At 69.2% G+C, this 23,873-nt stretch carries 18 protein-coding genes and 1 pseudogene; 9 read left to right on the forward strand and 10 right to left on the reverse strand.

Features of this window, described 5'->3' with window-relative positions; genetic code table 11:
* The first annotated feature begins 424 nt into the window (after nt 1-424).
* Nucleotides 425-3,388 (forward strand): IPT/TIG domain-containing protein, encoded by a 2,964-nt coding sequence (locus tag ABEA24_RS52660; protein WP_345444423.1) that lies wholly within the window; start codon nt 425-427, stop codon nt 3,386-3,388.
* A gap of 117 nt (nt 3,389-3,505) precedes the next feature.
* Here ABEA24_RS52660 and ABEA24_RS52665 read toward each other — a convergent pair whose 3' ends face one another.
* Complete coding sequence (locus ABEA24_RS52665) at nt 3,506-4,375, reverse strand: LysR family transcriptional regulator (protein ID WP_345444425.1); 870 nt, start codon at nt 4,373-4,375, stop codon at nt 3,506-3,508.
* A gap of 80 nt (nt 4,376-4,455) precedes the next feature.
* Here ABEA24_RS52665 and ABEA24_RS52670 point away from each other — a divergent pair, with 80 nt between their 5' ends.
* Nucleotides 4,456-4,974 carry a cupin domain-containing protein gene (locus ABEA24_RS52670; RefSeq protein ID WP_345444427.1) on the forward strand — a complete coding sequence of 173 codons (519 nt, stop codon included), beginning with the start codon at nt 4,456-4,458 and terminating at the stop codon, nt 4,972-4,974.
* A 109-nt stretch (nt 4,975-5,083) separates the two neighbouring features.
* Here ABEA24_RS52670 and ABEA24_RS52675 read toward each other — a convergent pair whose 3' ends face one another.
* From ABEA24_RS52675 to ABEA24_RS52700, 6 genes are all read right to left on the reverse strand, one after another.
* Entirely contained in the window at nt 5,084-8,704 is a 3,621-nt protein-coding gene (locus ABEA24_RS52675; RefSeq protein WP_345444430.1) for a CHAT domain-containing protein, read from the reverse strand.
* Between the two features lie 51 nt (nt 8,705-8,755).
* Entirely contained in the window at nt 8,756-11,596 is a 2,841-nt protein-coding gene (locus ABEA24_RS52680) for a CHAT domain-containing protein (protein WP_345444433.1), read from the reverse strand.
* A 113-nt stretch (nt 11,597-11,709) separates the two neighbouring features.
* Nucleotides 11,710-12,591 (reverse strand): hypothetical protein, encoded by an 882-nt coding sequence (locus tag ABEA24_RS52685; protein ID WP_345444435.1) that lies wholly within the window; start codon nt 12,589-12,591, stop codon nt 11,710-11,712.
* Nucleotides 12,588-12,968 (reverse strand): hypothetical protein, encoded by a 381-nt coding sequence (locus tag ABEA24_RS52690; RefSeq protein ID WP_345444437.1) that lies wholly within the window; start codon nt 12,966-12,968, stop codon nt 12,588-12,590. Before ABEA24_RS52690 ends, ABEA24_RS52685 begins: the two co-directional genes overlap by 4 nt.
* A gap of 299 nt (nt 12,969-13,267) precedes the next feature.
* Nucleotides 13,268-14,623, reverse strand: a complete 1,356-nt coding sequence (locus tag ABEA24_RS52695; protein WP_345444440.1) for a helix-turn-helix transcriptional regulator — start codon at nt 14,621-14,623, stop codon at nt 13,268-13,270.
* A complete protein-coding gene (locus ABEA24_RS52700; RefSeq protein ID WP_345444443.1) occupies nt 14,539-15,084 on the reverse strand; it encodes an AAA family ATPase in 546 nt (181 codons plus the stop codon). Before ABEA24_RS52700 ends, ABEA24_RS52695 begins: the two co-directional genes overlap by 85 nt.
* 233 nt (nt 15,085-15,317) lie before the next feature.
* Here ABEA24_RS52700 and ABEA24_RS52705 point away from each other — a divergent pair, with 233 nt between their 5' ends.
* The 3 genes and pseudogenes from ABEA24_RS52705 to ABEA24_RS53980 all read left to right on the forward strand — a co-directional run.
* The gene (locus ABEA24_RS52705; RefSeq protein ID WP_345444447.1) at nt 15,318-15,731 is read left to right on the forward strand and encodes a Dabb family protein; all 414 of its coding nucleotides are present in this window, start codon (nt 15,318-15,320) and stop codon (nt 15,729-15,731) included.
* Nucleotides 15,732-15,785: 54 nt separating this feature from the next.
* A complete protein-coding gene (locus tag ABEA24_RS52710; protein WP_345444450.1) occupies nt 15,786-16,829 on the forward strand; it encodes a medium chain dehydrogenase/reductase family protein in 1,044 nt (347 codons plus the stop codon).
* A 151-nt stretch (nt 16,830-16,980) separates the two neighbouring features.
* Nucleotides 16,981-17,328: pseudogene (locus ABEA24_RS53980) on the forward strand (pyridoxamine 5'-phosphate oxidase family protein); the annotation flags it as partial.
* 52 nt (nt 17,329-17,380) lie between these two features.
* Here the strand turns inward: ABEA24_RS53980 and ABEA24_RS52715 are convergent.
* Together ABEA24_RS52715 and cuyB are read right to left on the reverse strand one after the other, a co-directional pair.
* A complete protein-coding gene (locus ABEA24_RS52715) occupies nt 17,381-18,169 on the reverse strand; it encodes a lyase family protein (RefSeq protein WP_345444453.1) in 789 nt (262 codons plus the stop codon).
* Nucleotides 18,169-18,915 carry a cysteate racemase gene (gene cuyB, locus ABEA24_RS52720; RefSeq protein ID WP_345444455.1) on the reverse strand — a complete coding sequence of 249 codons (747 nt, stop codon included), beginning with the start codon at nt 18,913-18,915 and terminating at the stop codon, nt 18,169-18,171. Before cuyB ends, ABEA24_RS52715 begins: the two co-directional genes overlap by 1 nt.
* A 189-nt stretch (nt 18,916-19,104) precedes the next feature.
* Between cuyB and ABEA24_RS52725 the strand changes: the two genes are divergently transcribed.
* From ABEA24_RS52725 to ABEA24_RS52735, 3 genes are read left to right on the forward strand one after another with little or no spacing between them, the layout of a single operon-like run.
* Nucleotides 19,105-20,142, forward strand: a complete 1,038-nt coding sequence (locus ABEA24_RS52725; RefSeq protein ID WP_345444457.1) for an NAD(P)H-dependent flavin oxidoreductase — start codon at nt 19,105-19,107, stop codon at nt 20,140-20,142.
* Nucleotides 20,139-21,602 (forward strand): NAD-dependent succinate-semialdehyde dehydrogenase, encoded by a 1,464-nt coding sequence (locus ABEA24_RS52730; protein ID WP_345444520.1) that lies wholly within the window; start codon nt 20,139-20,141, stop codon nt 21,600-21,602. Before ABEA24_RS52725 ends, ABEA24_RS52730 begins: the two co-directional genes overlap by 4 nt.
* A 54-nt stretch (nt 21,603-21,656) precedes the next feature.
* Complete coding sequence (locus ABEA24_RS52735) at nt 21,657-22,394, forward strand: helix-turn-helix transcriptional regulator (RefSeq protein WP_345444459.1); 738 nt, start codon at nt 21,657-21,659, stop codon at nt 22,392-22,394.
* 5 nt (nt 22,395-22,399) lie between these two features.
* On the opposite strand, the gene ABEA24_RS52740 is transcribed toward ABEA24_RS52735, so the two are convergent.
* On the reverse strand, nt 22,400-23,173 hold the full coding sequence (locus ABEA24_RS52740) for an IS110 family RNA-guided transposase (protein WP_345444461.1): 774 nt from the start codon (nt 23,171-23,173) through the stop codon (nt 22,400-22,402).
* Nucleotides 23,174-23,354: 181 nt separating this feature from the next.
* On the opposite strand from ABEA24_RS52740, the gene ABEA24_RS52745 reads away from it, so the two are divergent.
* Nucleotides 23,355-23,720: an L-asparaginase family protein gene (locus ABEA24_RS52745; protein WP_345444464.1), complete on the forward strand. Its 366-nt coding sequence runs from the start codon at nt 23,355-23,357 to the stop codon at nt 23,718-23,720.
* Nucleotides 23,721-23,873 lie beyond the last annotated feature (153 nt).

Raw genomic sequence — 23,873 nt, forward strand, 5'->3', positions numbered from 1 at the left:
CGGGAGATCACTGACAACTGACAACGTTGTCATTCCACGGCATCGTGAACCCCGACCCAGAAGACGGTCAACCTTGTGCGGTTAATGACATACCGGGCGTCCTAAACCGGCCAGAGAGGTAGACAAAGGCGGCACCGATGTGCAGACCACCGACCATTCGTCGCGCCGCCTTCGCCGATCAACAACCATCCGTGACGAAGGAGATGCCAGGTTCGGTCCCCTTATCGATCGAACCGGCGAGGCAGACTACGCGCTGCGCACAAAGACCACGCGCCTCACGGGATGGCCTGCTCCGTGATGTTCTGTCGTGCGACCACGTGCCGTTCGTGATTCCAACACGCAGATGACCGAGAACAGTGATGTCACATTCATCCGATGTATTGCCCTGCGGGTGGGACCCGCCGGCAACGGTTCCGGAGCGGTCATGAAGCGGTTGGTGTCAGGGTCCAAGATTTTCGTCTCCATCGTGCTCGGCTTGGCCGGCGCGGGGGTGTTCGCCTCGTCGTGTCCCGCGCAGGCGGCACCTCGATCGGTGCTGTGGGCGGCCCCCGATGGCCACGGCGCGGCGTGTTCTTCGAATAATCCGTGCTCGCCGGCCACGGCGCAGGCTGCGGTGCGCAAGATCGAGCAGGGCGCCAAGCGCGCGGACGTCACGGTCGAGCTCCGCGATGGCACGTACCGGTTGAGCGAACCGTGGGAGTTCGGTACGGCCGACTCCGGCAGCGCCGGTCACCCGGTCGTATGGCAGGCAGCGCCGGGCGCGCACCCGGTGATCTCCGGCGCCACCCGGGTCACCGGCTGGGCCCAGGTCGGCAGCACCGGCGTGTGGTCGGCGAGGGTGCCCCCTCACAGCCTCAGCCGGCAGCTCTACGTCGACGGCGCGGAAGCGCCCATCGCGCAGGCCACGCCGGCGGCCCTGCACTTCGCCGGCGGCTGGGTCGGTTCGGCCACCGGATACGACCTGTCGAAGGACTCCACGGCCCGGGCCTGGTTCGCCGAGCTCACACCCGCGCAGCTGGCACAGGTCGAGTTCGACTACCCCGGTGGCAACGGGGCATGGACGGACTCGAAGTGCGGGGTCGCACGTATGTCCGGCAGCACGCTGATCATGGATCAGCCCTGCTGGACCAACGTCACTGATGCCGCCCCGTTCAGCCAGGGCACCGGCGGCCTGCCGTCGATGTCCACCTCGCAGATGCCCTCGACGATCCAGAACGCCCGCGGGCTGCTCCGGACCGGACAGTGGTACCTCGACAGTGCCGAGAACATGCTCTACTACGCGCCCAGGAGCGGTCAGCGGATGGCGATCCTGGACGTCGAGTTGCCTCGGTTGGAGACACTGTTGCAAGGCGCCGGGAGCCTCACCAAACCCTTGCACGACATCACCTTCGCGGGCCTCCGATTCTCCTACGCCACCTGGAACGATCCGTCCTCCGCCGCGGGATTCGCCGACGTGCAGAGCAACCTGCACAGGACCGGCGCGAACAACCAGGGTCTGTGCACCTTCTCCACACCCCCCGGCAGTTGCCCATGGGGCGCGCTCACTCAACCCAGGGCCAACGTCGCCTTCACCGCGTCCAGCCACGTCACGATCACCGGCAACCGATTCGTCGACCTCGGCGGTGCCGGCCTGAGCTTCATGTACGGCGGCTCGCACAACCTCATCGAAGGAAACGAGTTCACCCAGATCGCCTCAACCGCGCTGTTGCTCGGCTGCGCTTACGATCCGACCCCCACGACCACGCCGGCTTCGGTGATCAAGGCCGGCTGCACCCCCGACCCGAAGGCGGTCGCGGCGGACCCGGTCGGGCAGAACGAGATCCTGAACCACACCACGGTCGCGAACAACGTGATTCATGACGTCGGCACCGACTATCGCTCGGCCTGCGGAATCACACTGCTGTTCAGCCGGCACACCACGATCACGCACAACGACCTCTACGACCTGCCGTACACCGGCATCACCGCAGGCGTCATCCAGGGCCACGTCGACGACGCCGACCACCCCCAGAACTCGACCAACGTCAACGCCGACAACACGATCAGCGACAACCTGATCTTCAACGTCATGCAGGTACTCGCCGACGGCGGGGCGGTCTACATGGAAGGCCACCAGGCGCAGTACGTCTACAAGACCGACGGCACGATCGACGCGGAGGCCACGCTCGCCCACGGCCTGCACGTCACCGGCAATGTCGTGTACAACGATGGCTCCAGATTCAACGCGTTCTACGACGACGCGGGTTCGGAATGGATCTCCTTCAGCGGCAACGTGGAGTTCCACCCGCTGGCCTCACTGGGCGCGCAGGGCGGTTGCTCGGCCACCGGCCACTTCTGGGTCACCGGCAACTTCTTCGCCGACAATCCAGGCAGCTACTTCTGCAATGCGCCAGTCGACTCACACATCAGCGACAACACCACAATCCCCGCATCGCCGGTCCCGGGCGACATCCCGGACTCGATGCTCGCCAACGCGGGACTGACCAGCCAATACCAGTCGCCGGCAGGCGGCGGGCGAGCCGAAGCGAGCTATGTCTCCGCGCCCACCCCGGTCACCACCGGATCCAAGACCGAACATGTGCTCATCGCCGGCGCGGGCTTCTCGCCGAGCACCCCGGTGTACTTCGGTGACCAGCGCGCGACCGACGTGCGGTCGGTCTCCTCCGGCTTCCTGATCGCGACAGTGCCGTCGGGAGCGGACGGCACCGACGTCACCGTCGGAACATACGTGCCCAGGCCCGTGATCACTGCGCCCAAGAAGGGCACCACCGGCCTGCCCGACACCTACACGGTGAGCGGAACCGGAGTGCCCGGCGACACCGTCACGGCCGGCGACAACGTCGACAAGACCGGCTGCACCGCAGTGACCGGCACTGACGGTACGTGGGCCTGCACCCTCACCGGTTCCTCAGCCGGCCAGCACACGCTGACCGCCACGCAGTCCGACAAGGACGGAGCCACATCAAGACCGTCGGCAGGCGTCACCGTCTACATCGGAACACCGCCGGCCGCGGCACGGATCGACGACACCGACCCATCGATCACCTACAGCGCCTGGGACCACTCGGCCGACCGAGGCCTCGGCGACCACAACGACGACCTCCACTACGCGGTCACCAACGGCAGCAACCTCACGTTCACGTTCATCGGAACCGGAATCAAGGTGTTCGGTGAGCAGTACACCGACCAAGGCGAGATCAGCGTGTCCATCGACGGGGAAACCCCGACCGTCGTCAACACGGTGCCCGCTGACGGCACACGTCACGCCGACGTCGCCGTCTACACCAGCCCCACGCTCTCGGCCGGCGTCCACACGATCGTCGTGACCAAACTCTCCGGGCAGTACGCCACATTCGACGGCTTTGAGATCGACAACCCGACACCCTGACAGCCCTTAGCCCCAGAGCTCCGGGGCGCGGCCTTCATGATCACGCTGATTTCCGGCGGTGTGATCGTGAAGGCCGCTTGTGTCCGACCAACTGGTGCAGCGGTGTGCGCTGCGCCGCTACCGGTCGTGGCCGTCCGAGGCGCGGTAGGCGGCGGTCGCGATCCGAACGAACGAGCGGATCAACGGATTCGAGTCGCCCTCGTTCCACGCCGCCACGACGCGGCTCGGCGACATGTCGATCAACGGCACCACGGTGAGCCCGTCTCCCGGCACATGACCGACGAGAGTCATGCCGACCGTACCGTTCCAAAGAACGGCCTGCACGCACTCCTGGACGGCGCGGACCACCGGGCCCTCGCGGGGTTCGCCGCCGCTCCAGTACGACTGCCAAAGGGGGTCGGTGCCCTCCGGGAACCGGAACCAGCGGCGGTCGGCCAGATCGGCCAGTTTCAGACTGTCGCGGCAGGCCAACGGATCGTCGGCGCGCAGCAGCACCCCCACCGGGTCGGCGCGCAGCTCGTGCACGGTCAGTCCGGTCTCGTCGAACGGCCCGCGGGTCAGGGCGAGGTCGACCAGTCCGGCGTGCAGCCCGCAGGTGGGATCGGTCAGGTCGGTCTCGCGGATGCGGACCTCGACGTGCGGGTGCCGCCGGTGATAGGCGCGGGCCAGCCGGGTCGCGCCCGGGTCGGTGGTGTCACCCAGGAAGCCGAGGGTGAGGGTCGCGGCGCCCGCCGCGGCGGCCACGCGTACGCGGGCCCGGCCGGCCTGGTCGAGCAGGGCGCGCGCCTCGTCGAGCAGGACCGCCCCCGCCGGAGTGAGCGCGACACCGGCGGAGGACCGGTTGAGCAGCGTGAGGCCGACCTCGGTCTCCAACTGCTTGATCGCCCGGCTCAGCGGCGGCTGGCTCATGTGCAGCCGGGCGGCGGCCCGACCGAAGTGGAGTTCCTCGGCGACCGCCACGAAATAGCGCAGCGTGCGTAGCTCCATGCTGTGACGATACCCGTACGGTATCGAGGCCTCGGAACGGGTCTTGGACGGTACCGGCGCACCGGCGGTGGAATCGGAGCGTGACCGAAGAACCGAACACCACTTCACCGACCGCCGACCCCGCCGTATCCGTGGTCGGTCCGGGCGAGGGCGAGATGATCGTCCTGGGCACCACGCGGATGCGCGTTCTCGAGGACGGCAGCACCACCGGACACCGCCTTGGCATCGCCGAGTCCGTCATCGCGCCGCACACGCCCGGACCGCCGCAGCACCGTCACGCCCGGCACGACGAGGGTTTCTACATCGTCTCTGGCACGGTCCGGTTCACGGTCGGGGAGAAGCACTACGACGCGACCGCGGGCACGCTCGTGATGGTCCCGCCCGGAGCCCCGCACACCTTCGCCAACGTGACCGACCAACCGGCCGTCATGCTCAGCACGTTCACACCGGACCTGTATGTGCAGTACTTCCGGGACCTGCAGGAGATGTTCGCCGGCGATCAGGTGCTGACCCCACAGGCGAACATCCAGGTGATGAGCCGCTACGCGACCGATCCCGCCGGTGACTTCGCCCAGACCCGGGACGGACGGGAATCGTGAACGTCACCTAGAGGTCGACCACATGGCGCCTTCGTCGAGGTGATCGACCGGAATCGGGAGCAGGATGCTCCACGGGTGATCGGGACTAACGACATGATGAGCCTGGTGCTTACGGCCCGGCGTGCACGAACGGTGCCCAGAGGCTGGGGCGGGACGGCCACCGGCCGCGCATTTTCCGGACGGCGTGGTGAAGGGCCTCGGCTGCCCCATCGGCCAGCAGCCGTCCATCGCTTGCCAACTGGTCGTAGACGACGTCCGTCACGGCGGCGGCCGCCGCGTCCGACACTGACCACAGCGTTCCTATGACGTGCCTCCACCCGGTATAGAACATGGCCGACATCAGTGTCATGACCTCGTCGGGGACCCGCAGTCCCCCGGTGCCTGTCTGGCACGCGGAGAGGAAGGCCCACTCGCCGCCGCGCGACATGCCTTGCGATCCGCCGCCTGCCAGGTCGGGTAGCGACACCGGGCCGTCGTGCACGACGATCCCCGCCGCTGAGGGATTGAGCGGGTCCTGGCCTCCGTGGCAGCTGAAGTGCGCCCATCGGTGCGAGGCCAGCGCGTCGCGCACCGCGTCGCGTGTCGCGGTCGGACCTTCCAGGAGAGTGTGCCGGTCATCGGGGAAACGCGCGACCAGCCCTGTCCGCTCCTGTCTGGCGAACGGCAGATCCACGTCGCCGGGTGTCTGAGGCATCGCGACCACGAGCAGCCTGGCGGGCCGTGCTTCGGCCGGGGTTGCCCGGGCCCTGATGAGAGCCCGAAGGGTCGGCGTGTAGGAGGAGATGACCTTGTTCAGGATCGATGGGCGGCCAGCACCGTGATAGCCGGCCGCGTGTATCGGCAGCAGCGTCAGCGGCCCGCACGGGCACCACCAGATCCGCGGCCACCGCTTGCCGTCCGCGACGTCCGCCAGGTACCCCAGCTTGGCGAGCACCGGCTCGGCGATCGCGTCCCATAGCCAGCCCAGCACGTCGCTGAGTTCGGATTCCGCGTCGGAGCGGTCCGCTAGAGACAGCGACGGGTCCTCCAGTTTCTCTGCCGCGTCCAGGTACCGGAATGCCTGCCGCCAAGCCTGCTCCCACACGAGCCCCTTTAGCGGCACTGCCGTGACGCCTTCGCCGCGCACGACGAGCGCGTCGCACCGCCACTGGCTGGCGTTGAGGATGACAACCGGCCCGCCGTCGGCCGCGGCGCGCAGGCCGGCCACCGAGGAGGAGCGCAGGAAGCCGGCGAAGCCAGGCAGTTCCCGTACCCTCGTGACCAGTTCGTCCCAGCGCTGCGCAGCGGCGCGCCGCTGGTCCGCATGCGGCGCGTCCATGGCGGCCCGCGCCTCGTCCAGCGCGCCCGCGAGGCCCGGATCGGCGGCGCGCAACGCAGACAGGTCGATGCGCGCGTCGAGCAGCTGGGACCAGATGACTCCGCGGGCCTGCTCCAGCAGTTCCAGCGCCCGCTCGGGCCGGCCTGCAGCGATGGCGCAGGCAGCGGCGTCGCCTCCCACCCCCCGGGACTCGTACAGCCGGTACTCCCGGTCACCCTGGCTCAGGCCGCGCCACGCGGCCAGGGGAAGCAGCTCGACGGCGCGCGCGTAGCCGTCGGCCGCCAGCGCCCATCGCCCGTCCCAGGATGCCGCCGCGTGGCCCCAGCAGTGCGCCGCGTACAGCCGGGTCGCCGGAGGTGCGGCACGCAGCGTGACCGCTTCCCGCCACCCGTCGATCGCCGCGCTCACGTCGGCGGGATCCCCGAAACGCTCAAACCGTTCGTACTGGAAACGGCTCAGGTCATGCAGGGAAGAGCAGCGGTCAGCGTGATCTGCGGGCAGCGCGTCCAGCGCGTCTCGGGCGGCGCTGACGGCACCGTCGGCGTCGGCTCTTTCACCGGTTCGCTCGAACCTGTTGCGCAGCGCGCGGGCCAACTCGGTGAGCGCGTCGGTTCGCGCGGGATGATCGCCGGGGAGGGCCGCGACCGCAGCGCGGCTGACGTCGACCGCCTCGTCAAGGTCCTCCAGTGTGGCCGGGAATCCCATGTCGATGGCCCGGCGGGACCATACCTGAAGGACGTTGCTGAGGCGCCGCAGGCACGCGGCATGGGCCGGGTGGTCCTCGGGAACGGCTGCCAGTGCCGTGCGGCACGCCAGCAGGCCCTCCTCCAGGTCGCTCATGTCGGTCAGAGCAAGATTGCCACCTGCCCGCTCCCAGCGGGCCACGAGCATGCACCCCAGGTTGGACAGGGCGATCGGGCCATTGATACCGGTGGCGGCAGCGCCAGTCCGTAGGACCGTCACCGCCTCCTCAAGATCGTCCTCCCCCTCTTGCAGCGCGTACCTTTGCGTGAGAGCGGCACCGAGGTTGCCGAGGACCACCTGGGCGACAGGTCCCTCGGCTGCATCTCGGGCAGTCTCCCGGCCGATGGTGATGGCGTCGTCAAGGTCCGCCAGCGCGCCGTCGCGCCAGCCCCGAGCCCGGAGTGCCTCAGCGAGGACCGACATGAAAAGAGGGCGTACCGGGCTGCCCGCCGGGATCTCCGCGACCGCCGCACGCCCGGTATCGACTGCCTCGGTCAAGAGGGCAGGATCTCCGGTGCGCTGATAACCAGCGTGCAGGGCGCCGGCGAGCGTGCCAAGGAGGCGTCCGTGGTCGAAGTCCCCGGGGCGGTAGGCGAGCGCCGCCTCGCGACACGTCTCGATCGCCTCCCGGATGTCGGGAGCCGAGTAACTGACCTCGATCCGCGGCCATAGCGCGAAGCCGAGACGGGCGAGGGCGCGGGCTCGGTCCGGATGGCCAGGCGGCGTGACGGACAGCGCCGCGCGGCGGACGGCGATCAGCTCATCCTGGTCGGCGGGAATCTCGCCTGCGGTCGCGGTCTGCTCGACGCGGGTCTCCAGGGCGTTGCCGAGATTGCGCAGGTGGATGGCGCGGTTCGGATGCAGGGCGGGAGTGAGCGCGACGGCTTCCCGGCCGGCATCGACCGCCTGGTCCAGGTCGGCGGGATCCCGGGTGTCGGCGAACCGCGAGTGCAGCGCGTTCCCCAGGTTGCTCAGGTACTGGCACCTGCCAGGGTGGCCGGGTCCCGTCTGCTCCACGAGGAGGGTGTGGATACCGATCGCCTCGTCCAGGTCGGCGGCCGAGCGGGTGCTGCGGTACCGGGCGTTCAAGGCGTTGCCGAGCGCCGACAGCACCCCTTCGGTGTCTGGATCGTCCTGCTCGGCCGCGTCCAGCGCTCGCCTGCCCGTGGCGACTGCGTCGTCGGCGTCGGCGGGGTCCTTGGCCCGCTCGAAGCGGGCCAGCAGGGACATGCTCAGGTTGGCCAGCGACCCGGCCCGCCCCGTCATGTCGTCGGGGTACGCGTCGGTCACCTCCCGCCCGATGCTGATCGCCTCGTCGATATCGGCCGCCGCGCCCGTCACGGTGTGCCGAGCCTGCAGCCCGGCCGCCACCAGCGCCGAGACGACGAGGCGATCAAGGTCGCCAGGTGGCAGCGCGCCTGCCGTGGCCCGCCCTGCGTCGATCGCCTCGTCGAGATCCCCCACCGAGCCGGTCCGGCGGTGCCGTGTCATCAGCGCCGTCATGAGCAGCACGGTCACGTCCGGGCGAGCACCGGTCCCGGCAAGTCCTGCGCGGCGGACCAGCCCGATCGCGTGGTCGACCGCGGCTGGATCGCTACCGCCGGCCCCGCCGTAGAGGATGTCGGCGGCGTCGCTTATCCACTTCTCGCGCCGCCGGCGCTTCAGCACGTCCCTGATTCTCGGCCACCTTCCAGTTATTGTCACGGTAAAAGCGCGGTGTCAGGCAGGAGCGTGGATATGACTCTCGATGACCTCGCGGACATCATCGTGGAGTTCGTGCAGAGCAAGACGGCCGCGGACGCCCGGGACGTGCTGCTGCGTCACCCTGAACTGCTCGCGCCGGAGGTCGATGATCTCTTCGACCGGTTGATCAACGCGGCCGCTTACACGCGGGACACCAGGACGCTCGAAGGGCTGGCCGTCATTTACCGGATCGTCGCGGACGGGCGGCGGGTCGGCCTCGACGCGGCCACCACGAGGCTGCTCGACTATGACAGGCCTGGATAACGCGCCGATGTAGACGAAGCCGGCCCAGTAGAAGGGATGCGCGAACGGACGCCGTGGCGACCGGCCCCGGCCAGGCGCGGATGAAGCCTCTGGGTCCGCGGGTGCCTGGGCCTGCGATGCCGCCGACGTGGATCGCCCCGCCTGGGCCTGCGGGCCAAAGCGGTGCGCCTGCCGGAAGCGGAGCACGTCCCCGGGCGTCATCGCGGCCAGGTCTTCTTGGGCCTGCCGCAGCGCGCACGCCGGGGAGGTGCTGTCCGCCATGCGGGCGTACAGCCGATCCATGAGCAGTGCCGTGCTGAGATCGGGGACCGGCCAGAGGGTGGCGATGACCCCGCCGACGCCGGCGACAACGAACACGGTCGGCAGCGTGAGCAGCTCATCGGGCTGGTTCATGGTGAGGGCGGACTGGCATGCGGACAGGACCGCCAGCCGGGTACCCGCCAGCCGGCCGGCCTGCCGGAAGATGTCGGCGACGTATAGCCGAGTGCCGCCGGGCAGCGCAAGGAACGAGGACTCCGGGTGAGCGGCATTGGCGTAGCCGTGGCTGGCGATGTGCAGGTGCGTAGCGCCGGTCGCAGCGGCGAGAAACTCGATGCCGCCGACCCCGGGCCGGCTGAGGATCACGCTGTCATCGAAGTGCGTCGCGACCTGCCGCACCTCGGCGTCGGCATAGGGCAGCGGCGGTATGCCATCGGTGACCGCCGCGGCGACGAGCCTGCCCGGCCGCCCGGAAGCTACGGCGGCGTTCTCCCGAGCGTCCCGCAGCACCGCGGCCGAGGGCACGTACGTGATCGTACGCCCGGCGCCTGCCAGGCCCACGTGCAGCGGCACGAGGTTCGCGTAGCCGGTTGGGATGACGACCAACTCGCCCATCCCGGCCTCGTCGAGCCACGCGCGCAGCGGGCCGGTCAGCGCGCCGAGCCGCTCCAGGCAGTCCGACAGGGCATCCTCGAAGCCCGGCTCCCCGAAGAACTGCCCCTGCACATAGCCGTTGACGAGCATCTGCCGCAGCGCTTCCGAGGTCACGCCGGGCACCAGGATCACCTCCGCGCGCTCGTGCAGCACGATCCAGGCGCTGCCGAACTCGGTGATCACAACGTAGGCGACGGGCGGGCCGGAATCGGCGACGGCTTGCAGGTCGGCGAGCTCCGGCGGTCGCAAGAAGTCGGGGGCCAGTGTGCGGATCCGGGTTAGCAGGGTGCGGAACTCGGTGATCGGCCAGGCATCCGCCGGTGCCGGTGGGACCGCCGGGAACTGCGGGTCCCACGTCCTGTGAACGTCGATCGCCTGGCGGGCGGCCCGTACCCTGACTCGCTCCAACGCGACAGCCGCCGCGCCGGGATTCCCGGTCACCGCGTGGCCGTAGGCGAGCAGCCCCGCCACCCGCTGGCCGAGAGGCGACTCCAGCCTCCTGGTGTCCTGGTCCGGTGACAACGACAGGAGCACATCGTGCGCCTCGGCCGCGGCCTCGAAGGCCCTGGTCGCGCCTGCCCAGTCCCCGAGGTAACGGGCCTGGAGCAGTCCGAGATCGAGTCCGATACCACGGCATTCCACGGGACGGCCAAGATCGACGTAGATCTCCAGGGCACGCGACAGGGCCTGGACCCCGCGCTGCCCGTCGGCCGTATCCCCGGCTTCAGCCCGGTCGGTGCAGGCATGGCCCAGGCTGATGAGCGCGGCCGCCTCGGCCTGGCGAGCGCCAGGGTCGGGATCAGCGGCCAGCATCTGCGCCGCTTCGGCGAGCAGGTTGATCCCCGCGGCGAAGCCGGAGGCATCCGGAGAGTTGCGCCGGGTGAGCGCGTCGCCCAGGAGCGACTGGCTCACCGCCCGCATATAGCGGTCGTCGCCGTGCCGGTACCAGTCCAGCGCCGCGGAGGCGGCGGCGATCGCCTCGTCGCAGTCAGCAACTGTGATGTGGTCACCGTTCAGCAGCGCCTGGGCAAGCGCGACGCGGGCCTGGGCCTGGCGCGCATCGTTTTCAAGGACGATGAAGCCCCCGACCGCGCCGCGCAGGACCCGGATGGCGTGCCACCGGTTCCGCTTGCGGTCGCCCACGATTCTCTCGTCGTAGGCCACGCCCAGTCCGAGGGCGGCTCTTGCCCACAGGTCAGGCCAGCCACGCCTACCGGCCCGGACCATGGCGGCGCGTAATACCGATACCGCCCTCTCCGCGTTCCGCCACGGCAGGTCGTGTACCCGTGCCCGGTAGGCTTCGCTCAAGTCGATCAGCCGGGACACGTACTCGCGTGGGTTGCTGTGCCGCAGCCGGTGAACGGCCACGGTGTACCACGCCACCGCGTTCTCCAGGTCGTCGGCGTCCCGGTCCAGGGCGATGTACGCGTCGGCCGTGAACGCCATGGCCAGCCCGATCGTCGCGGCGTCCGCACCGTTCACCGCGATGGCCCGCGCGCCCGCCAGGATGTCCAGGGCATGCAGGAGGTTCTCGGTACGATCGCCGTCCGCCGACTCCATCAACTGCCCGGCCCGCAGGATCTCTAAGGCCGCCCACGCAGACGGCTGCCGAGTCGGCGACGGCTGCTCTATCCACACCACTGGCTGTGCAGGCTGTCCGGCCCGCGCCCGCCACCCCCGGCGAAACGGATTCCTCACACGCCGATTATCAGCCTCGCCGCCGCGATCAGCCAGCGTACAAAGCAGTCAGCCCATCAGTCGGCCAACGGTGAATCCGGGTCCCAGCGGTCCTTGCGCATCCGGGTGCTGAGCCGTCCCCCGGCATCCGGCGTCACCGCCGGCTGATCACCGAGCGCGGCGGCGAGATCCGCGCCGTGCAGGTCCACTGCCGCCTCGATGAGGTCAGCCAGGTTGCCCGTGGCCAGGCGGCCCCTCACGGCCGCTGCGGCCCCGGTGACCACGGCGACCGGCACGGCCGGCCACCACCAGATGCCGAGCAGCAGATACAGGACAGCCCAGGCGGCGAGCCTCGCGGCTGCGCTGAACGCATCGCGGGCAATGCCGAGCTCGGCCCGGACAGTGTCGGGGAACACCAGCCACAGGCGCGGCCAAGCGGACGGGAGGTCGAGGCCATAGGCCTTGCTGATCCGGACGTGGCAGGCGCGCAGCCGGTCCCCAATCCACGTTGGACAGTCAGCCTCGATCACGCAGATCCGGTCAGCCCGCTCGATGGCCCGGCGTACCACGACCGGATCAGCAGAGGTGTCCGCGATCTCCTTCAGGCGCGCGGACCGGTACCGCCGCCACCCGGCCAGCCACCGGCCGGGCACGTGCCTGCCTGGCGAGGTCCACGTCGCCTCCACGAGCCGACCGCCTGCCGTCGCCGCCAGTCCTGCGACAACAGAGCCCGCCAGCACCGCCCCGACGAGGATCGCCGCACCACCTGGCGACTTCAAGGCAGGGCTGGCGGCCCATGCCGAGGCTCTCCGGCTCAGTTCGGGATAGCTGAGCGCACGATCCTGCCCGAGAACGACCGCGACAGTGACGGCAACGAGGTACAGCAGCCCGGGCATGGCAAGCAGGGCCGCCCACCGGTCGGCGAGCTTCTGGCCGATCTGCCCCAGGAAGCCGATCATCCCGGCAGCGGCCCCGCGACGAGCGGCCTGCCCGCAGCGGCACACATCGGCGCCTGCTGATCAGGGCGCACCCTGCCACGGCCCGCGCACTGCACGAGCGGGCACGTCCACCAACGCGCGCCGGTCTGGCGTACCGGGCCCGGCAGCGGCTGGTATACCCGCAGCGTGGCCGGGTACAGTCCCTGCCCCTCAGCCTGGGCGACCGCCTGGTCGAGCTTGTCGAGGCCGGCCTCCAACTCCGGACCTATCCGGCCGGACCTGAGGGCCTCCTCAGCGGCTCGGAGCACCTCCTCAACCTGCTGCTGGCGCGCGATCTCCAAAAGCCGGCTTTCACCGAGCTCACGACAGAATGCGGCGATCTTGGTCGGCAGGTCCATTACCCAAGCCCCTCGGGTCTCCTGACGCTCGTGCCACAGCGCTTCCACTCACTTTCCCGGCCAAGACTAGAGCAGCCGACGCCCCCGAAAAGAGCGTCAACGGCCAATTCGTTCGCACGGCCGTCGGCGATTCGGCACCCACCCGAATTACGGGCACCCACAGGCCGCGTGACCAGCCCAGCGCCGTGATGTGGCGCTCAGTCCCACAGGTGAACCCCATCGACGTCTGAAAGAAACGGCGGATGGCGCCGCTGCGACGGCACACGCCTCGTCGGCCCCGGGCGCGGGCCGAGCCCGGCTCAACATGTACGTGCGCGAGATCGGCGCCGCGCGGGTGCCTCGTCAGTCCTGCGTGCGCGGACCCCGGTGTTGAGGTCGGGGCGGTCTCTCAACTGTCGGCGGGAGGAGATTCCCAGTTTGCGGAAGATGTTGCGCAGGTGGGCGTCCACCGTTCGGGGGCTGATGAACAGGCGGGCGGCCACCTCGTTGGACGTGGCGCCGGTGGCCACCAGGCGGGCTATTGACATCTCCTGCATGGTGAGCTGGTCGTAGGTGTGGTCGGATCTGCTGCGCGCCGTCTCGCCGGTGGCGCGGAGTTCGGTGGCGGCCCGGCGGGCGAACGCCTCGACGCCCGCCTCGGTAAGCAGCTCGTGGGCGGTGCGCAGGGGCCGACGGCAGTCGCGTCTGCGGCCCTCGCGGCGTAGCCATTCTCCGTACAGGAGGTGGGCGCGTGCTCGATAGGGGACAAGCGGGCTCTCTTCGAGATGTTCGATCGCCGACCGGTAGTGCTCCTCCTCACCGGTCACCAGACCGCGTGCGTATGCCGCGACGCCGAGGCCGGTGGCCGTTCCACTGGCTTGTGCGCGTTCGGTCAGCGACGCCAGCGCCTCGGCCGCAGCGTCGGGTCGTCCACTGCGGACGGCCGCCTCCACCAGCTCCGGCAGCGCGAGACCGGCGAGGAAGAGATCGCCGTCCGCGGCGGCCTGCCGTGCCGCGGTGAACGCGGCGGGGTAGTCGGCGCAGCCGTTGTGGAGCACTGCCTGCGCCCAGTGGACGTTCGCGATCAGCTGCCCGGCGCCACGGGCGGTGGCCGTCGCCGTCGCCGATTCGAACAGCGCGAGCGCTTCCGCGCGGTGACCACGCATCGCGGCCAGCTGCAGGCGGGGATAAAGGAGTGGAGGGACGTCTGTCGCGTCGGCGATCGCCTCCTCCTCGGCGATCGCCGCGATGGCCCGGCCCAGATCGCCGGTGAATGCGGCCTGCGCCGCGGTCTGGGCGAGACCGAGGCGCAACAAGAGTGGTGAGCCGGAGTCGCGGCCGGTCTTCATCAGCCATTCGACGATCGCCGCGTGGGTGTGGGGGTCCCACAGTTCGGAGGCCAGCATGACGGCCAGTGCCGGTCGCCGCGTCCACTGCGGGCCGTCGAGGACCGTGCGGATGAGCGGGACCGCGGTGCGGTGCCCGTCCGTGCGCAGCAGAGCGAGGGCGCTCAGGATGTCGGGTGACTGCGGTGTCGGGGCCGCGGCCAGGACCATGTCCAGCACCCCGCCGGCGCGGCCGACGACCAGGCTCATCTCCAGCGCGTCGAGGAAACACTCGCGTGACCTTTGGGGGTCCACCGAGGACAGCCGCTGGGCGGCCCGCAGCATGAGCATCGGGCCGTCGCCGTCGCCCCGCCGGACGAAGGCGATCCGGCCTCGCAACGAGTCGGCAGGCACAGCAGCGGGCGTTCCCGCGCTGCGGCGGCCAGCAGTTCCAGGGCGGCCAGCCCGACGCGGAACGGATCCGGCGTGCCCGTGGCCAGTCCGAACGCGATCTCAAGGGCCTCGCGGCGTCGGCCGGGCAGGTCGTCGAGGTGGGCGAGCACCGGCACGCACAGCCGGTGCAGCGTGGCGAACGGCAGATCCATCTCGAACTCCGAGCCGGACGCGTCGATGACCCGGAATCCGGTCGCCGCTCGCCGCGCGTGGGCCAGCAACGCGCTCTTGCCGATCCCCGCCTCGCCGCGCAGGACCAGCGCGTCGCCCCGGCCGGCGCGCGCGGCGCCGAGCAACTCGTCGAGTCGCCGGGTCTCGGCCTGCCTGCCGACGAGCACGTCCCGGGCCGACGTCTGCATGCCCCGTACGTTAGCGATTCCTTCCGGCGCAAGTCGCCCGTACGGCCGTCGCGGGCCGGTCTACGTAGTGTTCGCCGACGCGATGGCGTGCCCGGCCGCGGGATCGTCGCATCAGCCCTTCGCTGAGCCGGGGAAGGGACTGACATCCCGCCGTCGACCCGCGGGCACGTCTCGCGCCGTCGATGGCCGTGCCGGCGGGCGGAACCCGAACACACGACAAGAGGAGAGAGCCGATGATCTACCACGGCAACCGGATCAAGGTCAGGGAAGGCGCCGACCCGGTCCGGGTCGAGGAGGCGCTGGAGAGCCTGCATGAGCAGGGCCGGGCGATTCCGGCGGTGCGGTCGTTCATCGTCGGCCGCGAGTCCGGCACCGATTTCGACTGGGGCGCGATCTTCATCTTCGATGACCTGGACGGCTACTGGGAGTACCTGGTCCACCCGGCCCACACCAGGACCGAACGGCTCGGCCTCCCGCTGATGGCGAAGTTCGAGACCTACGACATCACCGACGATGACGTCCCCGACTTCGGCGCCAAGGTCGCGGAGCTGCAGAAGCGCAAATTCAAGACCGACCCGGAGCTGGTGAAGCTGCTGGCAGACCTGCCGTCCCACACCGGCAGCAGTGCCGTGGCACAGGACGGCTGACGGACCCGTTCGCCGCTCTTGACCGATCGCCTGAGATCTCGTGAGGAACACGCCATGACAAGCACCGTCACCACCCGCGCCACCGAGGTCGTCCTGCCGGACGCGGTCGAGCCGAGCGGTCTGGAAGTGCGGACGCGAGACCTTCCCGCGCCGGGCGCGGGAAAGGTCATCCTGCGGATGGACGCGACCGGCGTCTCGTTCGCCGAACAGCAGATGCGGCGCGGCAAGTACTACAACCAGCCGCCGTTCCCCTTCGTGCCCGGCTACGACCTGGTCGGCACGGTCACCGCCATCGGGCCCGGTGTGGCCGCCGGGATCGCCGGCCGCCGGTTCGCCGCGGTCACCAAGATCGGCGCGTGGGCCAGCCACGTGCTGCTCGACGCCGAGGATCTGGTGCCCGTGCCGGACGGCGTGTCCGCGGCCGCCGCCGAGACCGTGCTGGTCAACGGGATCACCGCCTGGCAGATGCTGCACCGGCTGGCCAAGGTCCGTTCCGGGAACACCGTCGTGGTGCTGGGCGCCAACGGCGGCGTCGGCTCCACGCTCGTGCAACTGGCCCGGCACGCCGGGGTCACCGTGATCGGCACGGCGTCCGAGCGCCACCACGAGACCGTGCGCAAGCTGGGCGCGACCCCCGTCGACTACCGTGCCCCGGACATGTACGACCGGATCGCCTCGCTCGCCCCGGACGGCGTGGACGCGGTGTTCGACCACGTCGGCGGCGCCGGTCTGGCGCGGTCCTGGCAACTGCTGCGCAAAGGCGGGACGCTGGTCTCCTACGGCACCGCGGCGACGAAGGACGAAGAGGGCAACTCACAACTGCCGATACTGAAACTGTTCGGGCAACTGAAGCTGTGGAACGCCTTGCCCAACGGCAGGAACGCGTACTTCTACAACTTCTGGGCGGGCCACCGCCACCTGGCGTCCTTCCGGCGCCGGCTGGCCGACGACCTCACCAAGGTGTTCCAGCTGCTGGCCGAGGGCGTGCTCACCCCGCAGGTCGCCGCGGAGATCCCGCTGGTCGACGCCGCCTCGGCATTGGTCCTCGCCGAGTCCCGCACGGTCGTGGGAAAGGTGATTCTCGTGCCAGGAGCGTGAGCGCGGCCCGAACGGGCCGCTGACGCCGAGTTGAGGGGTTCATCGGTCGCTGGGAGTAGGTCTTGCGCCTCAGGCGCGCTTCGCGCCTGCTTGGCTAGGGTCGGTCCTCATGGCGACCACGGGAATCGTTCGCCGCCAGACGGCGGAGCGTATGCGCGACGCTCTGGAGCGGCTCGTTACCGAGCGGGATGTATGGGTGTCGACGGCTCACCCTGATCACGGGCCGCACCAGGTGCCGCTGTGGTTCTTGTGGGATGGGCGAGCAGTGTGGATGTGCACCAGCGCCACTTCCGTGACTGCGCGGAACGTCCGCAAAGAGCCGCGCGTGCGCCTGGCGCTACCGGACACCTTCGATGTGGTGCTTCTCCAGGGAGAGGCGGAGTGCTTCCCGGACCAGGAGGTGCCCGGAGGCGCAGCGGAGGCGTTCGCCGACAAGTTCGGGTGGGATCCACGCGTGGAAGAGGGTTCCTTTCTGTATGTACGCGTGGTCCCGAGGACTGTGCGCGCTTGGCGCGGCGAGCCGGAACTACGCGGGGATGGTTCTGGTTCTGCTACGTCCCGGCCGGGCAGGGCGGCGTCGGCCCCGCGCCCGCGGGAATGGTTCCCCCGAGCGCACCGCGGCGGCGTTCGCCGCGGCGTCGGCCCCGCGCCCGCGGGCCGATCTCCAGCAGGCCTGCTGCCGCGGCCTGGAGCCGGCGTTCGGTGTCCTCGATGCTGCTGGCGTAACCCCGCAGCTCCTGTCCCAGGCTCATCGGCACGGCGTCCTGCAACTGCGTACGGCCCAGTTTGACCACCCCGGCGAAGGCTGCGGCTTTCTCCGCAAGCCGATGCCGGAGTTCGGCCACCGATTGCAACAGCGCCGTGGTCGACGCGAAGGCCGCCAGTCGCACTGCGGTGGGATAGACATCGTTGGTGCTCTGGCTGCGGTTCACATCCTCGATGGGGTCGAGGAAGCGGTATTCACCGCGGGGGTATCCGAGGAGCTCCAACGCCCGGTTACAGATCACCTCGTTCGCGTTCATATTGGTCGAGGTGCCGGCCCCGCCCTGTATGAGGTCCACGACGAAGTGCTCGTGCAGCAGGCCGTTCCTGATCTCCGTGCAGGCAGCGACGATCGCGTCGGCCTTCGCACCTGGCAGCACGCCCAGGGCGTGGTTGGCCTGAGCCGCTGCGGCCTTGACCGCCGCGAGCGCCGAGACGAGCTCAGGCCAGGCGGCGATGGGTTCTCCTGTCACTGCGAAGTTCGTCATCGCGCGCGCGGTGTGTACGCCGTAGTAGGCATGCGCCGGCACATGGAGCTCGCCAAGATGGTCACGTTCGACTCGAAACAGACCGACCATCACTCAACCGCCGATTCGCAGCAGGCAGCATCGTTCAACCTTTGCAGGCACGCTTCGGCGAGCGCCTCGAGCGACGAACACATCCGGTCATCCGGGAGCCCGGTGAGGTCGTAGGCCAAGGGCACCTCGGTACAGGCCGCGACCATCGGGAGGTCGCGTTCCTGCCACGCTTCCTCGAGGGTGGCGGCGAGGGAACGCGCCGCTTCCTCGGCCTGTCCCGCCTTGACCAGGTCGATCATCACATCGATCGCCTCCTGTCGGTCGGGCGGCGGAACGACCAGCCGGTAGCCCAGCCGCCGTGCCCACTGCTGGTAAAGCCCGCTGCGCACTGTGGCCCCCGTCGCGACCAGCAGGCCACCTCGCGGACTTCGCCGATACGCCTGTGTGATGGTCGCCTCGGCTATATGCACCAGCGGTTTCGGTAGCTCCGCCGCCATCCCCTCGACGAAGAGGTGCGCCGTGTTGCAGGGCATCGCAAGGAGATCTGCACCCCAGCGGGCGAGTCGGAACAGGTCGGAGCGGATCCACGGTGTCGGGTCGTCGCCGCCGCCGAACGCGGCGCGTCGGTCTGGGATCTGGGTGTCGGAAAGGACCAGCACACGCGGATGGTCCTGGTCCCGTTGGGCAGGGGTGATGGCCGTGAGCAATCGCATGAACTCTGCTGTCGCAGCGGGACCCATCCCTCCGAGAACACCCAGGGTGGGTGCCTGACGGGACGCCGCGGCCCGGCCGTCATGGGTAAGCATGCGCCGAACCGTACCTGAAACTCTACAACTTGTTGATACCTATCCAAATTTGTTGTAACTTACAAAAAATCAAGTAGTATGACCCGCACGTGATCCGATACGGGCCGACCCGTACACCGACAAGCGCGCCCGACTGGCACGGCGGAGCAGCCATGGCCGTCCGGACGTCAGCCTGAGGCAAGGAGGAACATGCCGCTGCACACCGCACTCACCGCCCGGCTAGGGATCGATGCCCCCGTCATCGCCGCGCCGCTGGGGCGGGGCTCGACCCCGCGGTTCGTCACTGCCGTCGCCGACGCGGGGGCGTTCGCGTTCGTCGCGCTCATGCACATGCCTGAGGCGGATATCGCCACCACACTCGCCGACTACACCCGCGTCGTGGAGCCGACTCGGTTCGGGGTGAACCTCACCTTGATTCGTGACCAGCGCCGACGGCTCGCCGCCGCCCTTGATGCCGGGATCCGCACTGTTTCGTTGTGGTACGGAGACCCCGAGCCGTACGTCGAGCAGGCCAAGGCCGCCGGAGCCACGGTGTTCTGGACGGTCGGTCGCCTCGCTGACGCCGCGCGCGCCGCCGACCTCGGCGTGGACGTCCTCGTCTGCCAGGGCCGCGACGCGGGCGGTCATCTGGTCGGCACGGCAGGGACGATCGCGCTGCTACCAGCCGTCGTCGATGCCGCGGGCGGCATCCCGGTCGTCGCGGCGGGCGGCATCGCCGACGGTCGCGGTCTGGCCAGCGCGCTCGTCATGGGCGCCGATGGTGTCTGGATGGGTACGCGCTTCGTCGCAAGCGAGGAGAGCGCGAACCATCCCGGCTACAAGCAGCGGGTGGTCGACGCCGGGTTCGACGATCTTCTGGAGACACGACTGTTCGACGGTGGATGGCCCGACTCGCCGCACCGGGTGATACGCAACTCCACCGTGTCCCGTTGGGAGGAGGCAGGGTGCCCTCGCTCCGGCGAGCGCCCCGGGGAGGGCGAGGTGATCGGAGCCCATCCCAACGGCAGGTCATTCCTGCGCTATACCGATGCCTCGCCGTGGGAGGGCTTCGAGGGCGATTGGGAAGCCGGCGCCCATTATGCGGGTGCCAGCGCCCCACTCATCCATGGCATCGAACCCGTTGCGCGGATCGTCGCCTCCGTCGTGGAGGGTGCCGAACTGGCGCTACGTCGGGCGACCGCGGCCACCAGGCCCGTCATTTCGACACCCGAATCGGAGACACGATGAACACCTTCGATGTCCACGACGCCCTTTACATCGACGGGCAATGGGTACGCGACGCGGTCGGTGGTGGCCGCTTCGACGTCACCGACCCCGCCACCGGCGACGTGCTCGCTTCGCTCCCCGACGGCGGCCGCGCGGAGATGTCACGCGCGATCGCCGCCGCCGCAAGCGCCCAGTCGGCGTGGGCGGACACACCCGCACCCGTCCGCGGGAAGATCCTCGCGGCGGCCGGCAGGCTGATGCTGGAGCGGATCGACCTGCTCGCCCATCTGATGACCAGGGAGCAGGGCAAGCCACTACGTGAGTCGCGCACAGAGATCCGCTACGCCGCGTCATTCCTGAGCTGGTTCGCCGGAGAGGCCGAACGCATCTACGGGAGGCAGATCCCCTCCGCCGATCCCACTAAGCGGCTGCTCGTCCTCAAGCGCCCGGTAGGCATCACCGCCGGCGTCACTCCTTGGAACTTCCCCGCCGCGATGATCACGCGCAAGCTCGGCCCCGCACTGGCCGCCGGCTGCACCATGGTGGTCAAACCGTCCGAATTGACACCCTTGTCAGCGTTGGAGATCGCGCGAGTATTCGCAGATGCGGGGCTGCCGACCGGCGTGTTCTCAGTCGTCGCCGGGCTCGACGCGGCCGACATCGTCGAACCCGTCATGGCCGACATGCGGGTGCGGAAGCTCTCCTTCACCGGGTCGACCACCGTCGGCACAGCACTCATGGCGCAGGCAGCTTCGACCATGAAGCGGTTGTCCCTCGAACTCGGCGGCCACGCGCCATTCCTGGTGTTCGAGGATGCCGACCTGGATATCGCCGTCGACGCAGCGGTGGCGTCCAAGATGCGCAATATGGGACAGACCTGCGTCGCCGCGAACCGCTTTTACGTCCATCGCGCGGTCGTCGACCGATTCGCCGAGCGTCTCGCCCAACGACTCGGCGAGCTCGTCGTGGGAAACGGTCTCGACGACAGAACCGACGTCGGTCCGCTGATCTCCGAGCCCGCAGTCGCGAAGGTCGAGGCCCACGTCGCCGATGCGATCGCCAACGGAGCCGACCTCCTCACCGGTGGCAGTCGGACCGTCGCCGGCGGACCGTTCTTCGCACCGACCGTGCTGCGCGGCGTCGACCCAACAATGCGGATAAGCCGCGAGGAGACCTTCGGTCCAGTAGTTGCGATCAGCACCTTCGAGAGTGAGCAGGAGGCCGTGGCTCTCGCGAACTCCACCCCGTACGGCCTCGCGGCCTACTACTTCACCCGGGACGTGGGACGCGTTCTACGCCTGGCCGAACGACTCGAGTTCGGGGTGATCGGCGCGAACGACGGGATCCCGTCGACCGCCCAGGCTCCCTTCGGCGGGATCAAGGCGTCTGGCATAGGTCACGAAGGCGGAGCCGAAGGCATCGCGGAGTACCTCGATGTCAAGTACCTATCGATAGGCTCGATCGAAGCCGCCGTGGACTGAGGGCACGGCTCACGCGATCACAGGGAAGTCCTCTCGAGAACGGAAGATCCAGCAGTGAATGACGACCGTCGCAGCCAATCAAGCCTGCGGCAAGACCACCTGGTGGTCTTCAACATCCTCCGCAACATCGCGACGGCCGTCGCCGATATGTTCGGTGAGGGATGCGAAACGGTGGTGCACGACCTCCATGACCCGGCCTCGTCCATCGTGCACATCGAGAACGGTCACGTCACGGGCCGTAAGGTCGGCGACGGGATCCGTGATCTCGCTGCCATCCTTCGTTCCGAGCGCTTCCACGACGACATGTTGACCGACTACATCACAAAGACCAAGGAGGGCAAGGTCCTTAAGTCGTCAACCCTCGTTGTCCGCGATGAGAACGGTGACGTAATTGCCGCATTCGCCGTCAACTATGACCTCGGCAAATTCTATGCGGTCAAGAACGTGATCGACTCGTTCGTCACCGGACACGAGCTCGATCCACCCGAGTCGGAAAAACTCATCGAGGACTCCGGGGTCCTCAGCATCCTCCGGCACATCATCCGGCAGAGCATCGACGAGGTCGGCATTCCCGTCTCCGAGATGACCAAATCCGACAAAGTCAAGGTCGTCGCCTTCCTCGATGAACGAGAAGTCTTTCTGGTCCGGGGGGCAATCGACTACGTCGCCCAGACATTGAGCGTCTCCCGCTTTACGATCTACAACTACCTCGATGAAGTCCGGGCGGCACAGATCGCCGCCGATGACAGCGCTCGCACACCACCGGCAGACGAGGGTCTGACACGAAAATAAGGACGTTACGCAGGTCGGGTGGCTGGGACCGGGTCGAAGCGGACGGTGAAGCCGAGGCTGTTGGCTTCCTTGGTCATCCGGCGTAGGGCGCGGTCGGGGTTGCGGCGGGTGAAGTAGTCGGCGCCAAGATCGCGGTAGGGCTGTTGGTCGTGCAGGCCGTGCCAGATGGCGATGGCGAGTTTGTGCATCACCGCGACCAGGGCTCGTTTGCCGCCTCTGCGGGCGGCGATGCGGCGGTAGAACGCCGAGAGATAGGAGCGTTTGTCGCGGATCGCTGCCATGGCGGCGGTGCCGAGCAGTCGTTTGAGGTTGCTGTTGCCGGGCCGTGAGCGGCCGGACTTGTTCACCCCGGCGGACTCGTTCTGCCCGGGGCAGACTCCGATCCAGGAGGCGAGGTGCTGCGCGGAGGTGAAGCGGCGCATGTCTCCGCCGGTCTCGGCGATGATGACCTCGGCGGCGAGTTGGCCCACTCTCGGGATCGTGTCCAGGTGATCCAGCTCCTGTTGACGGTCGGCCAGAGCCTGGCTGATCCGCTGGTCCAGGGTGGCGACGAGCCCGTTCAGGTGGTCGATCTGATCGAGGTAGTGCCGGACCATGAAGGCGTGGTGCTCGGTGAAGTCTCCATCCAGCGCCTCGATCAGTTCCGGTATCTTGCGGCGGGCTTTGGCGCGCGCCATATCGGCCAGGCGGTGGGGGTCGCGCTCGCCGCCGATCAGCGCCTCCAGGATGGCCCGGCCGCTTGTGCCGACGATGTTGCTGAGCACCGATGACAGCTTCATCCCGATGTCTTCGAGTTCCTTCTCCAGGCCGGGAGTTGAGGGACCTGACCCGCCGCCGAACCGAGTTGATCCGGGCCGCCGGCCAAGAGGTCCAGCGGACTCTTCCCTGTGGCGGCGAACCCTCGCCGACGCCATTCGGGTCGCCGCCGACCCGGTCGCCCGAGGCCGGGGTGTGCTGGTGGTGTTCGACGGCGTTGCCCTGTACGCGGGCGCGGACACGGCCCTGCTCACGGCGGCCGCCGAGGCCGGTGCGCGCGGTGTCGTCCTGGCCGCCTTCGGCACGGGCAACGCCACCCCGGCGATAACCGCCGCGGTCGCGGACCTCATCGAGCGGGGCGTCCCGGTGCTGGTGTGCTCCCGGGTCCCGAACGGCCCGACGGCACCGCTGTACGCGGGCCGCGGCGGCAGCGACCTGGCCCGTGCCCGCGCGCTGTTCGGCGGCGACCTCAGCCCCTGGCAGGGGCGACTCTTGTTGGCAGCCGCCATCGCCACCCGCCCGGACGACCCCGCCAGAGCGGTACGACAGGCGCTGGAATATCGACGGTGAAACAGCGCGAGGGATAGTCCGGTGTCCCCAGGCCTTCCCTCGCGCCGCGCTCCCCTCCGCGACCATCTTGATCGCCACCGGGCGCGCCGCCGTGTGGAACCTGGCGGCGCTCGCCGCGCTGAATTCGGCCGTCGCATCGTTCTCCGAACCCGC

The organism is Actinoallomurus vinaceus, from assembly GCF_039542055.1.
Lineage (GTDB): Bacteria > Actinomycetota > Actinomycetes > Streptosporangiales > Streptosporangiaceae > Actinoallomurus > Actinoallomurus vinaceus.

What these genes read in the sequence shown, in the direction of transcription:
- ABEA24_RS52660 (WP_345444423.1), top strand. Translation starts at nt 425, where the DNA reads ATGAAGCGGTTGGTGTCAGGGTCCAAGATTTTCGTCTCCATCGTGCTC.
- ABEA24_RS52665 (WP_345444425.1), bottom strand. Translation starts at nt 4,375, where the DNA reads ATGGAGCTACGCACGCTGCGCTATTTCGTGGCGGTCGCCGAGGAACTC.
- ABEA24_RS52685 (WP_345444435.1), bottom strand. Translation starts at nt 12,591, where the DNA reads ATGATCGGCTTCCTGGGGCAGATCGGCCAGAAGCTCGCCGACCGGTGG.
- ABEA24_RS52690 (WP_345444437.1), bottom strand. Translation starts at nt 12,968, where the DNA reads ATGGACCTGCCGACCAAGATCGCCGCATTCTGTCGTGAGCTCGGTGAA.
- ABEA24_RS52695 (WP_345444440.1), bottom strand. Translation starts at nt 14,623, where the DNA reads ATGCTCATGCTGCGGGCCGCCCAGCGGCTGTCCTCGGTGGACCCCCAA.
- ABEA24_RS52700 (WP_345444443.1), bottom strand. Translation starts at nt 15,084, where the DNA reads ATGCAGACGTCGGCCCGGGACGTGCTCGTCGGCAGGCAGGCCGAGACC.
- ABEA24_RS52705 (WP_345444447.1), top strand. Translation starts at nt 15,318, where the DNA reads ATGATCTACCACGGCAACCGGATCAAGGTCAGGGAAGGCGCCGACCCG.
- ABEA24_RS52710 (WP_345444450.1), top strand. Translation starts at nt 15,786, where the DNA reads ATGACAAGCACCGTCACCACCCGCGCCACCGAGGTCGTCCTGCCGGAC.
- ABEA24_RS52715 (WP_345444453.1), bottom strand. Translation starts at nt 18,169, where the DNA reads ATGGTCGGTCTGTTTCGAGTCGAACGTGACCATCTTGGCGAGCTCCAT.
- cuyB (WP_345444455.1), bottom strand. Translation starts at nt 18,915, where the DNA reads ATGCTTACCCATGACGGCCGGGCCGCGGCGTCCCGTCAGGCACCCACC.
- ABEA24_RS52725 (WP_345444457.1), top strand. Translation starts at nt 19,105, where the DNA reads ATGCCGCTGCACACCGCACTCACCGCCCGGCTAGGGATCGATGCCCCC.
- ABEA24_RS52730 (WP_345444520.1), top strand. Translation starts at nt 20,139, where the DNA reads ATGAACACCTTCGATGTCCACGACGCCCTTTACATCGACGGGCAATGG.
- ABEA24_RS52740 (WP_345444461.1), bottom strand. Translation starts at nt 23,173, where the DNA reads ATGAAGCTGTCATCGGTGCTCAGCAACATCGTCGGCACAAGCGGCCGG.